General features: G+C 64.5%; 13 protein-coding genes. All 13 read right to left on the bottom strand.

Features of this window, described 5'->3' with window-relative positions; translation table 11 throughout:
• Positions 1–41: 41 nt before the first annotated feature.
• The 13 genes from FrCorBMG51_RS03850 to FrCorBMG51_RS03910 all read right to left on the bottom strand — a co-directional run bounded on the left by FrCorBMG51_RS03850 (position 42) and on the right by FrCorBMG51_RS03910 (position 13475).
• Positions 42–1100, bottom strand: a complete 1059-nt coding sequence (locus FrCorBMG51_RS03850; protein ID WP_047221743.1) for an ABC transporter ATP-binding protein — start codon at positions 1098–1100, stop codon at positions 42–44.
• Between the two features lie 41 nt (positions 1101–1141).
• A complete protein-coding gene (locus tag FrCorBMG51_RS03855; RefSeq protein ID WP_047221744.1) occupies positions 1142–1669 on the bottom strand; it encodes a hypothetical protein in 528 nt (175 codons plus the stop codon).
• 14 nt (positions 1670–1683) lie between these two features.
• The gene (locus FrCorBMG51_RS24635) at positions 1684–2433 is read right to left on the bottom strand and encodes a hypothetical protein (protein WP_139342461.1); all 750 of its coding nucleotides are present in this window, start codon (positions 2431–2433) and stop codon (positions 1684–1686) included.
• A gap of 5 nt (positions 2434–2438) precedes the next feature.
• On the bottom strand, positions 2439–3785 hold the full coding sequence (locus FrCorBMG51_RS03865) for an MCE family protein (protein ID WP_052914263.1): 1347 nt from the start codon (positions 3783–3785) through the stop codon (positions 2439–2441).
• Positions 3782–5071, bottom strand: a complete 1290-nt coding sequence (locus FrCorBMG51_RS03870) for an MCE family protein (protein ID WP_200902319.1) — start codon at positions 5069–5071, stop codon at positions 3782–3784. Before FrCorBMG51_RS03870 ends, FrCorBMG51_RS03865 begins: the two co-directional genes overlap by 4 nt.
• A complete protein-coding gene (locus FrCorBMG51_RS03875) occupies positions 5071–6327 on the bottom strand; it encodes an MCE family protein (RefSeq protein WP_047221746.1) in 1257 nt (418 codons plus the stop codon). Before FrCorBMG51_RS03875 ends, FrCorBMG51_RS03870 begins: the two co-directional genes overlap by 1 nt.
• 2 nt (positions 6328–6329) lie before the next feature.
• The gene (locus FrCorBMG51_RS03880) at positions 6330–7352 is read right to left on the bottom strand and encodes an MCE family protein (protein ID WP_235433294.1); all 1023 of its coding nucleotides are present in this window, start codon (positions 7350–7352) and stop codon (positions 6330–6332) included.
• Positions 7353–7390: 38 nt separating this feature from the next.
• A complete protein-coding gene (locus FrCorBMG51_RS03885; RefSeq protein WP_052914264.1) occupies positions 7391–8506 on the bottom strand; it encodes an MCE family protein in 1116 nt (371 codons plus the stop codon).
• On the bottom strand, positions 8503–9735 hold the full coding sequence (locus tag FrCorBMG51_RS03890) for an MCE family protein (RefSeq protein ID WP_047221748.1): 1233 nt from the start codon (positions 9733–9735) through the stop codon (positions 8503–8505). The genes FrCorBMG51_RS03885 and FrCorBMG51_RS03890 overlap by 4 nt, the downstream gene beginning before the upstream one ends.
• A 4-nt stretch (positions 9736–9739) precedes the next feature.
• Complete coding sequence (locus FrCorBMG51_RS03895) at positions 9740–10582, bottom strand: MlaE family ABC transporter permease (protein ID WP_047221749.1); 843 nt, start codon at positions 10580–10582, stop codon at positions 9740–9742.
• Entirely contained in the window at positions 10582–11361 is a 780-nt protein-coding gene (locus FrCorBMG51_RS03900) for an MlaE family ABC transporter permease (protein WP_047221750.1), read from the bottom strand. The genes FrCorBMG51_RS03895 and FrCorBMG51_RS03900 overlap by 1 nt, the downstream gene beginning before the upstream one ends.
• A gap of 939 nt (positions 11362–12300) precedes the next feature.
• Positions 12301–13047, bottom strand: coding sequence for an SDR family NAD(P)-dependent oxidoreductase (locus FrCorBMG51_RS03905; protein ID WP_047221751.1), 747 nt, complete (start codon positions 13045–13047; stop codon positions 12301–12303).
• Positions 13044–13475 (bottom strand): MaoC/PaaZ C-terminal domain-containing protein, encoded by a 432-nt coding sequence (locus tag FrCorBMG51_RS03910; protein WP_047221752.1) that lies wholly within the window; start codon positions 13473–13475, stop codon positions 13044–13046. The genes FrCorBMG51_RS03905 and FrCorBMG51_RS03910 overlap by 4 nt, the downstream gene beginning before the upstream one ends.

Genomic DNA, 13475 nt, shown 5'->3' on the forward strand with positions numbered 1-13475 from the left:
TATACCCACCGATGTGCCTCTTTCGGAGGTCGGACGGCCATTCACTGGATCGGAAACGGCCTGTGCACGTTGATGACTTCGGTGGAACCTGGATCCCACGGGATCTCGTAACGAACGAGATCATCCTCCGTCAAGGACTCGCGAATAGCCTGCTGCGCCTTCAGCGGCAGGGTATGCAGCATTTCCATGACCCGGTCCTTGCGCCGCTGAACGGCGCGCCGCTCGGGTAGGCCGGCACTTGGTTCGTACTGCGGGTCGACGAACGTGATGTCGTCCCGTGCCGCAGCTCCCTGCTCGCGCAGCTGCGCCATCTCAGCTTGCATCTGCGCCGAGTCCTTCTCCTCCGACATCCCGATGGGCCCGGCTCGGCGGCCCTGCAGGAACTGTTGGACCACGGGTTCCTCCGAAGTCAGCAACACCTCGCGGGGACCAAACATTACGAGATTACGGCGGAACAGCATCCCGATGTTGTCCGGCAGCTGCCGCGCCGTACCCAGGTGATGCGTGACGATCAGGAACGTCGAATCCATCTGAGCGTTCAGGTCGACCATGAGCTGGTTGAGATAGGCCGTACGAACCGGGTCGAGTCCCGAGTCCGGCTCGTCGACGAGCACGATCTCCGGATCGAGCACGAGCGCTCTGGCCAGACCGGCGCGCTTGCGCATACCGCCGGAGATCTCTCCGGGGAGCTTGTTCTCCGCGCCCGTGAGCCCGACCAGCTCGAGCTTCTCCATCACAATCCTGCGGATTTCGGTCTCGGACTTACGAGTATGCTCCCGTAACGGAAACGCGGTGTTGTCGTAGACGTCCATGGAACCGAACAGCGCGCCGTCCTGGAACAACACACCGAAAAGCTTACGCAGCTCATAAAGCCGATTCTCGGAGCATCGGATCAAGTCGGTGCCATGGATGATGATACTACCTTGTTCGGGTTTCAGCAGACCAATGATGGACTTGAGCAACACCGATTTTCCAGTGCCCGACGGCCCGAGCAGCACACTGATCTCGCCCGGGGGCAGGGTCAGCGTGACGTCGCTCCAGATGTTCGCCTTGCCGAACGACTTGCTTAGATTTTTGATCTCGACTTCAACACCGGTCATCGATCCCCCTATACGTGGCACTACACAATGAGCGTCGGCGTTCATACCGGGGTGAGCTCGGCGACCAGCCACTGCCCACTGACTCGTTGGAGGGTCATCCGGACCCGGCTACCGTTGAGCACGGGATCCTTGCTCGCCGCCGATTGCGTGGTCTGGTTGAGGAAGAACAGCAGGGTCACCTTGTCGGGACTGTCAGCGGAGATGACCGAGGACGCCGCGACGCTCGTCTGGGTCGTCACCTGTTGTTTGACCGCTGCTGGCATGACAGTGTCCCGCATGAGCACGGAATACTCGTCCTTGAAGTGCCCGGTCAGCAGATCGTCACGTTTTCCAAGATCGGACACTGGAGAACGGTAATCGTAGGACAGCAGGGTCACAGCCATCTTCTCGCCGGCCGTCCTGCCATCCGCCCTGGCCTGCTCGACCGTGTTGTGCCGATCGGTCGCCAGCACCAGGATGCCCAGCCCAACGGCGAGTACGACCGTGAGCGACCCGAGCCCGATGAGAACCGTTCGCGGATACCGATGCGCGGTTCGCCAGATCGCCCGGGGGTCTCCAATCGCCACCATTTTCCGTAAGGCCCTCACGGCACGAAATCCACTCGTGAGACCAGCCAGGATCCGTCGCCGTGACGTTCCATCTGTAGCGCCATTCGGTAGGTTCTGACCTCGCCGTTCGACACCGCCGTGTTCCGCACGGTGGACTGCACGGCCAGAATGATGTGTGCGATGTTCGCATTGATGTCCTGCACGCCGGCCTCGGTGACCTGGCCGGTCGTGACGACCTGGTTCTGCTTGACAATATCAACGTAGGAATCGAGGTTCTGGGTGAACAGATTGCGGAAGTCGCCGGTCGCGCCTGAGATGAGCCTGTTGACGTCCGCGTCCGCGGTGTTGAAGTTGATCGACGTCAGATTCAGCGCCACCTGACGGGCGGCGGCCACAGCATCGTTGCGGCGGGCATCGGCGGCGTGGCCGTTCTGCCAGCGCAGACTGAACACAACCGTGGTGGCCACAAGCACGACAACAAGCACCGACAATGCCACCAACGCTATCCGGAACGCCCGCCCCCGCCTGAGCGGACGCGATCCTTCGGCCGCGGATGCCGGCGTCACCGAGGCCGGATCGTCGCTGACCGGACCGTCCGGATTCGGGAGCTCGCCGCCGCCCTCATTGTCCACGAATGCCTCGTCCGGCTGTTCTTCGGCGAGTGTCCGGACCTCCTCTCCGGTCTTCGCGTCCCTGGTCGTGGACCTGGGATTGCTTTCCCTCGTATCTTCGGCGGGTTCCTCGGTATCGTGTTTCGGCAGGGCCTCCGGCACGTCGTGGGTCAACAACGTCACCGCTCGGCCGGAGCGATCAGTAGTCCTTGCCATGTCAACTCCCTCTGCTGAGGCGGTGGTGATCCGACGGCTCCGAGCACCGTAAGGGGACCCTCGAGGATAGTGATCCCGCCGAGACCGGTCTCGCCGGGAACGAACACGCCCTTCCCTGTAATCGGCTTTTCGCCATCGCCCCGGCACGCCTGGATCGTCCCTGCCCGCCGTCCAGGTGGAGAGCCCGGCTCGAAGCACTGCAGGTTACGCGCTCCCCGCGTCACTCGCGGGTCGTTCTGGGGCAGCTTGCAGTACGAGTTCGCAGGCAACTCTTCATCGCTGAGGACGTTCGAGGGACGCGGACCGCCCGGCTGACCCTCCGGTACCCATCCGTCCATACACGACGGCGGGTTGACGTCAGTCTCGAGGTTGAACTTGAAGACCCCGGGCGAGAGGTACTCGGGGGCCGTCGTGAGGTTCTCGACTGTCAGCAGCGGATACACGACGAGGATCTGCTCGATGGGAGCGTTGTAGGCTTTCGCCAGCTTGGCCAGCACGTCGGTGCTGCCGAGCAGGGTTGGCGTGGTCAGGCTCAGCTGCTGGAGAAGGTCGCCTGCCCGCCCAGCCGCTGGGGGCACATTCGCCAGCATCGCCCGGATCTGCGGGTCGTCCTTCGCGAGCGTGCCGGTGAATGACGACAGGTCATCCGCCCATTGCCGGATGGACGGGTCGCTCTGCCGGATGGCGTCCAGCAGAGCCGGGGCGTTCTGGATCAGCTGCCGGGTCGGCTCGTAGTTGGCGTCCGCGGCGTCCAGCAGTGCCCTGGTGTTGTCGGCCAGCCGCCCGAGATCCGGACCAAGTCCGTCAAAGGCCGCGGCGGCCTCGTCGAGCACGGTGGTGAGGCTGCGCGGATTCAGCGACGTGACGAGGTCGTCCACACTGTCGAGCACGGACGCGATCGGGGGCGGAGTGCTGGTCTGCTGCATGTCGATCCGATCTCCGTGCCGGATCGGAGGGCCGGGGTTCGCGGTCGGGACGAAGTCGACATACTGCTCGCCGATCGCCGAGACGCTGTGCACCTCGGCCCGGCTGTCGCGCGGCGGGGCCTTGCCCTTGTCGATGGACAGCGTTGCTCGGACTCCCGTCGGGATGAGGTCGATCTTCTTGACCTTGCCGACGGTATAGCCGCGGTAAGTAACGTTCGCGTTGGGGTAGAGGCCCCCGGTCGACGGGAAGTCGGCCGTCACCTGGATCTGACCGACGCCCAGGAGCGTCGGAACCCGGAGGTACACCAATATGATCATGAGTGTCGCGGCCAGGGTGAGAATCGCGAACGCCACAAGCTGGAAACGCACGAATCTGGTGATCATCGGCCTGTTCCCCCGCCCAGGAGCCCATTGAGGAGGTCTCCGAGACCGCTGTTCGGTTGCTGTGTCGGGGACGGCGTCGGCGAAGGCTGGGCTGGCGGCCTGGCCGGTTCCACCCCGCGTTGATCCGCTGGTACCGGCTTGGTGCCGCCTTCGAGTGCCGGTCCGGTGACGCCGGGGACGCCGTTCGGCAGGACCGGTGCCGTCAGCGGGTTCACCGCCTGGCCGGCCAGCCCCATCCCGGCCGCGAGCAATTTCTCTATGTTGCCCAGCTGGCCCGCGAACGGTGTGCCGGTCAGGAAGTTGCGGTCGAGTGTGCCGAGGGTGAGGTCGAGGGTCATGTAGAAGTTGATGAAGTCGCCCTTGATGACGTCGCCGAACGTCTTGAGTGGGAACAGGGCGGTCCCGATCATGTCCAGGGAATTGGTCAGGGACTGGCCCGCGTCGGCGAGCCCTTTCAACGAAGGCCCCAGGTTGTCGATGTTCTGGGCCAGTGCGTCACCGCCCCGGCTGACCACGTCGTGTGCGGCGTCGCCGAAGTTCGACAGCGACTGCAGGGTGTTGACCAGATTGATCCGCTCCCGGTTCAGCACGTCGAGTGCGGGGGGCAGGTTGTCGAGCGCGGACTGGATCTGCCCGTTGTAGGATGCCAGATTGCCGGCCATCCGGTCGAGCCCGTCGATCGCGCGGACGATGTCGCCCTTTTGCTTGTCGAGCCCGGTGACAAACGTGTTCAGCTGGGTGAGCAGATCACGGAACTGTGGTTCCCGTCCCCCGAGTGCCCGGTTCAACTCCGTGGTGATCGTCTTGAGGTTCGCAAGCCCGCCACCGTTGAGCAGCAACGCGACCGAGGCCAGGAGGTCCTCGGTGCCGGTGTACTTCCCGGTCTGTGCGAGCCCGAGCGTCGAACCCGGCGCGAGCCTGCCGGTCTCACCCTCCGCGGGACGGTCGAGCTCGATGTACTTCGCGCCCAGCAGGCTGGCCTGACCCACCCGAGCCGTCGCGTTCGCCGGCAGCACCACGTCGGGGTTGAGCCTGATCGTGACGAGGGCGTGCCATCCGTCGAGCTGGATGGACTTGATCGTCCCCACGTTGATGTCGTTCAGCCGGACCGGGTTGTTGGGCACCAGATCACCGACATCGGCCATCTCGAGCTTCACCTCGTAGGAGCCCGGCCGCGAGCCTTCCGAACCGGGCAGGGTGAAGTCGTTGAGCCCCTGATAATTACAACCAGTAAGCACCAGGCCCACGGTCATGGCAAGGATGGGCCAGCACAGCAGCCGCCTCATCATCTGCCTCCAGACGGCGGGACGAGCAGACCACCCAGGCCGGGCAGGCCCAGGTCGGGCAACAGCCCCTGGTTGTTCGCGGTGGCGTTCGGCGGTGGGTCGACGCCCGGCCGTTCGGCGGGGCCACCGCCGCCGGGCACTACGAGCGGGTTGACGCCGATGGGCGGCTGCTGGACGCGCAGGACCTGCAGCAGCGGGGCCAGGTAGTTGGCACAGGCCGCCGCGGCGTCGCCCGGGTTCTGGGTGAGGTTGGCCGCGTAGGCCGAGCACACCAGGTCGGCGGGGTTGTTGAGGTTGTCCACCACGAGGGCGCCGGTGTAGGCACCGCTACGTGGCGAGAAGATCTGCCAGAGGTTGGTCAGCGTGTTCGGCCCGACGTGCAGCACCTGGGCGATGTCATCACGAATGCCGGCCAGGCTCCGGGTCAGCTGACCCAGCTGATCGACCGAGGTCTCCAGGGGTTGGGCGTTCTCCGCGAGGAACTGGTCCACCTGTACCGCGGCGTCGTTGACCCCGGCGATCGCCTGAGTGAGCGCGTCCTTGTTCTCGTCCAGCACCCCGGCCACCGAGCCCAGCTGGTCGTTGAACTCGACGATCTGCTGATCGACCGCACCGAGGGCCGTGACGAAGGTTTGCAGGTTCCGCACGGTCGCGAACAGGTCGTCGCTGCCGGAGGCCAGAGTTTGCGCCGCCGCCGACGCTTCCCTGATCATTGCGTTGAACTTCGCGCCCTGACCATCTTGTGCGTTCTTGGCCATCGTGTCGAGAAATCGGCCCAATACGCCCTGGCTGCCGTCAGGAGCAGGCCCGAAGGCCGCCGATACCTTCTCCAATTCGGACTTGAGGTCGTCGAACTCCAGCGGTGACGCGGTCCGCTCCAGGGAAATGGTGCCCCCGTCGGGGAACCTGGGCCCGCCGTTATAGGCCGGGGTCAGCTGCAGGAACCGGGTCGCGACCAGTGTCGGTGAGACGACCGCGGCCTGCACGTCCGCCGGGAGCGTGTACTTGCTGTCGTAGCTGAAATCCACCCGGACCCGGCCGGGCTCGGGACTGATCGCGGTGATCTCGCCGACGTCGACGCCAAGGATCCGTACCCGGTCCTTCGGGTAGATGTTCTTCACGTTCGCGAAGTAGGCAGTACCGGATTTGTGCCCGCCGAGGACGAAAAAGGAGAGGACACCGGCGGCGATGGCGAGCACCGCCAGGATCGTGACGATCTTGCGCGCACCCTGGGTGGCGCCCATGAAGCGTCGCATGATCAGTTCACTCCTTGACCGATGATCTGACCGAGCGGCGGAACGGGCAGGGATGGCGCCGGCTGCTGAGGGAACGGCGACGGGATAGCCAGCCCCGGGATGAACTGTGCCGTCGGGAAGACCCCCAGTCCGCCCACATCGGCGACACCGGTGAAGAACGGTCCCGCGGCGATGCCTTCGCCGAGACCCGTGATGAAGGTCGAGACCCGCTGGATCGCGGAGATGATGTTACCCTCGTTGCTCCGCAGAATCCCGATGGTGTGGTTGAGCTTGTCGAGCGCCGGCTTCAGCTTGTCGCGCTGCTCGCCGGTGAAGCCCACGATTTCGTTGGTGAGCTGGGCAGTCCGGTTGAGCAGTTGCTGGATGGTGTTCCGCCGGGCGTTGAGCTCGGCCAGCAGGAGGTTACCGTCCTGTACGAGCGATGTGAGCTGCTTTGACGTGCCCGCCAGTACTCCGGTGACCTGCTGCGCGTGCTGGAGCAGCTCCCGCAGCGCCTGGTCTCGGGAGGCCACCGTACGGGACAGCCGCGTGATCCCCTCCATGGCCGGGCCGATGTCGCCGGAGGTCTGCGCGAAGGCCTGGCTGAGCGTGTCGAGTGCCTGACCGGCGTCATCGACATTGATCTCGCCTGTATGCCGGGTCAGATCCTCGAGGCCCTGCGTGAGGCTGTATGGCGCCTGTGTACGCGAGGACGGGATCGCATCGCCCGGAGACATCTTCCGGGTGCCGGTGGAGACGATTCCGAGTCGCCGCTCGCCGAGCAGGGTCTCGGTCTTGATCTGGGCGGTCGACTGGTCACGCAGTATCACGCCTTTCGCGGTGAACGTGACCTTGACCTGATTGCCCTTCAGTTCGACATCGGTGACCTTGCCGATCTTCGTGCCCGCCATCGTCACCGTGTCGCCGGCTCGGAGCCCGCCGGCCTCGGTGAACATCGCCGAGTAGCTGTCGCCGGCGATGATCGGCAACGCTGCCAACTGGAACGACCCGTACAGCAGACCAACCAGCGCCGCGATGCCGACCACCGCGATCGTTACCGGGTTGCGCTCCCGAAATTTGATCATCATCGCGCATCACCGCTCAGCTTCTGCTTCTGTTCACGCTGTGCCGGGGTTTCCAGTGGAGCGGTCCCGAACTTGCAGCGGTCCGCGTTGGGGGCCGGACCGATGTAGGGGGTGTAGAACGGTTGGCCGTTGGGACCGGTCAGTTTCAGTCGCAGCGAACACACGTAGAGGCCGTAAGTGCTGCCCCGCGCGCCGACCCGGCCGATGCGCAGGTAGGCCCCGGGCAGCATGCTCAGGGCCGCGTTGATGTCGGCTTCGCCCGCGTTCGCCTGCGATGCGGCCCGGTCGAGCTGGGTGACGGTGTCGCGCAGCGGCCCGCGGACCTTCACCAGCAGATCGCTGAGGGAGGTCACGAGCTGGTTCGAGCCGGCGAGCGAGTCACCGAGCCGGCCGCGATCGTTCGCCAGGCCGCTGACCAGCGTCTGGAGCCGGTCGATAGTGCCCTTCAGCTGCGGCCCGTGCTGGTCGAGCGTGCCGAGCACGGTGTTGAGATTGTCCACCAGCTGCCCGATCACCACGTCACGGTCCGCGAGGGTGTTCGTCAGCGACGCCGCTCGCTTCAGCAATGAGTCGATCGTCCCGCCCTGCCCCTGGAACACCGACACGATCTCGGTGGACAGGCTGTTGATCTGGTCGGGAGCAAGGCCTTCGAACAGTGGGTTGAATCCGGCCAGCAGCACATCGAGGTCCAGTGCGGGAGCGGTCTGCCCGATCGGGATCATGCCGTTCTTGGCTAGTGGCGCGGATGGCCCGTCCCCCTCCCGGATCTCGAGAAACCGGTCACCGGTGAGGTTGAGGTAGCGGATTGCCAGACGCGCGTTCCGCGGGATCTGCCGACTGGCGTCGACATCGAAGGTCACCACCGAGCGTGCGCTGTCCTGGACCTTGACGTCGTGCACCGTGCCGACCTTCACCCCGGCGATGCGGACCGTCTGGCCGGGCCGGAGGCCGGAGGAGTCGCTGAAGACTCCGGAGTAGCGGCGGGTGTCGTCGAGTCCGAAGCGCTGGCCGAGCTCGATCGAGATGAACCCAAGGACCAACAGGGTCGTGACGAGGAAGATAGCGCTCTTGATCAGCGGCCCGGTGATGGCCAGTGCGGATTTGCGCCCGGTCACCGCGTGCCTCCCTGCAGCTGCGCCGTCTCTTGGTCCGTCAATGGCGCGCCTGCCAGCGGACCGAACAGCTGCACAACCAGCGGCGGATCCCCTACACGCAGCCGGTTGTCACCGGGGTACGGATTCGCCTCGCCGCCCTTGTCGAAGTCCTTCGTGGCCTCCGTCGGCACCACGCGCCCGTCGTAATGCGGCAGCCCATAACACTTCGGACCGATGTCGGCGGACATGTTCGGGAGGTTCTGCGGGTTCTTGTACATGACATCTCCCGGCTCGAACTGGACGAGACCGGTGATGCCGGGGACCTTATCCTGCGTGGCGAGCATCTGTTTGTCCGCCTTGTCGATGCCTTGCAACAGGCAGGCGAACTCCGGCGAGTACCGCTTCAACAAAGCCGTCGTGGGTAACGCGTTCTGCACGACACTCACCAGGGCATCAGCGTTCTGCCCGAAGAAGACACCGCCCTGGTTTCCGGTCTTGCTCACCTGGAACAGGAAGGAGTCGAGCTGAGCCTGCTGCTCGACCAGCGTCCGGCTCGTCACCGTTACGCTCTCGAGGATGTGTGACAGGTCCGGAGCGATGTCAGCATAGAGGTTGGCGACATCAGCCGTCCTGGAAAAGTCACTTTGCAGCTGCGGCAAGTTCTCGTTGAACTTGTTCAGATAGGCGGCGAGGTCGGCGCCGGTCTGCCCGAGCTCGTCACCGCGCCCCTGCAGCGCGCCGGCCAGGTTTCCCAACACCGCGCTGACCTTCGCCGGCGAGGCGGTGTCCAGGATGCGCTGGAGATGATCGAACAGTGTGTTGACCTCGACGGCCACCCGGTCCCCGCCGACCTGGTCACCAGCCTGGAGAGTGCGTGTGGTGGGATGCTCGGGATAGGTCAGCTCGACCGACTTCGCGCCGAACGCCGTGAGCTGGTTGAGCTGGACTCCAACGTTAGCCGGGATGTCCTTCATCTTGTCGGGATCCATCTTGAGCGTGATCAGCACACTTCGGCCGTCCTCGGTGCGTGTCATCGACCCGACATGACCCACGTCGACACCGCGCAGCTGCACCCGATTACCTCGATACATCTGCAGTCCGGTGCGGTCGGCGCGCAGCGTGACATCCACAGTGCTGATGAATGCTTGCTGGTATGCGGCGATGCACAGCGCACCAAAGCCGCTCACGACCGCGATGAGTATCAACGCATAAAGCCGTAGCCGCACCCGGCCGAACATCGATGTCTGCACAGCGCTACCCCGAGATCCGAAACGCGTCGGAGTTCGCGTACAACGCCATCGCGATGCACAGCTCAATCGTCATGACCGCGATGAGCGAGGTCCGCACCGCGCGCCCGACCGCCTGGCCGACACCAGCCGGGCCGCCGGAGGCAGTGTAGCCATAGTAGGTGTGGATCAGAATGATGACTATCGCTATACCCACGGCCTGCGCGAACGCGAACATGACATCCTGCCACTGCATAAACGTGTTCATATAGTGGTTGAAGGTACCCTCGGAAAGCCCGAAGAAGTTGACCTGGGTCACCTTCCAACCGATCCATCCACCGACCATGGCCATCGCGAAAATCGGAATGATAGTGATCATTCCGGCAACCAGTCGGGTCGTGACCAGATAGGGCAGCGAACGCACAGCCATCACTTCGAGAGCGTCGATCTCCTCGGCGACTCGCATTGCACCGAGCTGCGCCGTGAAACCACTGCCAACCGTCGCGGCAAGCGCGGCACCGGCAACGATCGGAGTCAGCAGCCGCGGGGTGATGATGGCAGAGGCGAATCCACCGAGCGCCTCGAGCTGGAGGTTCTTCAACGCATCGAAGGTCTGCACCCCGCCGGTAACACCGGCGAATAGTGTAATGAAAAGGGTTATGATCGACGAACCACCGATCACCGCGAGGGCGCCAGTGCTCATCCCCACCTCGGCGATCAGTCTGACCTGCTCGGTCTTGTAATCCTTGACCGCCTTTGGTGTCCAGGCCAGTGCCTGGCCGTAAAATGAGGCTTGGCGGCCCAGGTCGTCCAGCAGCCGCAGTGGCACACCAAAGACGTGGACCAGACCACGCCGAAATCCTCCAGCCATCAGTGGTTCCCTCCAACGATCCCCAATGAGTACGGCACCTGGGTCAACAGGATGTTGAGCGGGAACAGCGCCAGGAAAGTGTAGACCACGGTCTCGTTCACCGCGTTGCCCACACCGCGTGGGCCGCCGGCACAGGTCATGCCGCGATAGCAGCCGACGAGGGCACCGACCACACCGAAGGCGACAGCCCGGAGCTCACCGTGCACCAGGTCTGCGAACCCGACCAGAAGCTTCATCGAGTCCACGTACTGCCCTGGACTGGCTTCCTGGAGGAAGACCGCGAAAAAGAACCCACCAGTCAGGCCGATCAGGATCATCACGCCGTTGAGCAGAAACGCGCACAGGGCGGTCGCGAGCATCCGGGGCACGACCAGCCGCTGTATGGGATCGATGCCCAGGACCATCATCGCGTCAAGTTCTTCACGGATCCGGCGGGCGCCTATGTCCGCGCAGATGGCCGTCGAACTGGCTCCGGCGATGATGAACGTCGTCGCAACCGGGCCGATCTGGGTGATCGTGGCGAGGCCCGAGCCGGAACCGCTCAGGTCGATCGCGCCAAGCTCCGACAGGATCAGGTTGAACTGGAAGGTGACCAGCGCGACGAACGGGATACCCAGCAGAATGGCCGGACCGAGTGAGACACTGGCGACGAACCAGGTCTGCTGGATGAACTCGCGCCATTGGAACGGCCGCCGGAAAACGGCGACGAACGTGTCGAGCGTGAACGCGAAGAAGTTGCCGATCGGTGTGGCGATTCTGGTAAGCGAGATCATGGCCATAAAGGGCACACCACCTGGGGCGCAACGCCGGCACAGAAACGATCACCAACCGGAACGCGCCTGCCGGAAGCCGAAGCGGCCGGCAGCGCGCATCGACGGTCCGTGGATCGGCTCAAGCAGGTCGGCACAGTTGCTCTCAGCACTGAGAATTTCCCTTCAGCTACAGCCCCGGTGGTCGCGAAGAGCGAGATCAGCGGACCGGTGGACCCTGACATCAGGCGTTGTTCGTCTTGCTGGGGATCGACCAGTCGGGATGCGGGTCGTGGATCCGCGACTAGGGCGTCCGACAGTATGAGCACTCGGGACCAGGGATGACATCCGCCGATCGCCTGTACGCCTCACAGGGCTAGCCGATGATCAACAAGAATCTAATGAAATTTTGATGGTTTCGATGCAGCATAGCGTGATTCGCGCCACTGTCAAACACCCGGACCACTCAATCGTGCGCACGTCCAGGCCTTCTAAATAGATCTTGAAACCGTTTTCAACATCAATAGTCCCCTGGAGGCAGAATATTGATTTTTTGTAGTTAATTTTATGTTCCGTAGATAAATGCCGTGCCGCAGCCCCGACACAGCGATCTGCTGACTGGCAACTACGACTGCTGGACAACACCCATCTGATGTGGATGGCCGGGGCGGTTCTCTCACCGGATACGCACCTGGGCCCCAGCCACCACGTCCCGGCCATCGACATCGCCGCACTCCCGGCCCTGCGGGACCAGGTCATCGGCCCCATCCGCGCCAGTGTCCGCAGCCCGCGGATCGACGCTGGACCCGTGTCGACCGCAACTACGAGGTCCCGCACGCCGGCAGGCAGGCTCTCGCCCCCGACTTCGGCATCGTCCACTCGCGTCAACACGGCACAGACGACATTTTGCCAACCAGCACACCCCAAACGCCCGGGCTGATCCGTCTCGCCCTAAATCTGAGTCGAATATTATGTGGAGTACCCACCGTCGACGTTGAGCGTCTGTCCGGTCACGTACGACGAGCGGGGCGAGGCAAGGAACGCCACCACCTCGGCGACCTCGTCCGCCGCACCGAACCGGCGGAGCGCGATCGCTCGCTGGGCGGCCTTCAGTGCGCGCTCGTCGTAGTCGCCCGTGCTCAGCAGGTCCTCCCAGATCCCGGCCTCGATCGTGCCGACCCCGACGCAGTTCGCGCGCACACCGTTCTTGCCCTCCTCGGCCGCGATGGCGCGGGCGATCTGCTCGACGGCGCCCTTCGGCGCCGCCGAGAGCAGGTCCCGGGCAGCCCACCGACGGAGGACCGTCGTGACGAGGCAGACCACGGATCCTCTCGTTGCGCGCAGCGGCACGATCGCGGGCCGCAGCAGGTTGAAGCAGGCCGCGGCGTCGCGCAACAGCTGCTCAGCGAACAGCGCCTGGTCGATGCTCCCGACATAACGCATGGGAATCTGCGGGCCTGCGGCGTACACGACGGTGTCCAGCCGAGCGAACGAGCCCACGAGCGCCCCGACGTCCGCTGCCTCGGTGAGGTCCGCAGGGTGCACCGTGGCGTTGCGGCCCAGCGCCCGCACAGCCTTGGCCGCCCTCTCAGCCGCGTCCGCATTGCTGCGATAGGTCAGCGCGACGTCGAAGCCCTCGCGCGCGAGAGCTTTGCAGGCAGCGGCGCCGATACCGCCGCTGCCTCCCGCGACGAGCGCCTGTGGCTGATCGCTCATCGGTCTTCCACAGCCCATGCCTCACGCAGCCGCGCGTACCCGCTCACGACCTCCACACCGTCCTGGTTGGTGGTCGAGAACGCGAGCTCAGCCTCCGGACCGTGGGGGCCCTTCGTCACTGACGTCACCGTGGCTGAGACCGTCAGGGTGTCTCCCGGCCAGACCTGGTTCTTGAAGCGGACCCCGAAGGCGCTGAGATCGGCTTCGTCAACCCAGCCGGTCACCACCTTGGCGGTCAGCCCCATGGTGAGCTGGCCGTGCGCTATGACCTTGTCGTATCCGGCGACCTGGGTGGCGTAGACCTCGTCTGTGTGCAGCGGGTTGAAGTCACCGGATGCGCCGGCATACATGACGAGCTGGGTGCGCGTCAGATCGTGCACGACCACCTGGGAGTGGCTGTCGCCCTCCGTGAGTTGTTCGAGTCTCAC

Origin of the sequence: Protofrankia coriariae, assembly GCF_001017755.1 — a bacterium.
In the GTDB taxonomy this organism is placed as follows: Bacteria; Actinomycetota; Actinomycetes; order Frankiales; family Frankiaceae; genus Protofrankia; species Protofrankia coriariae.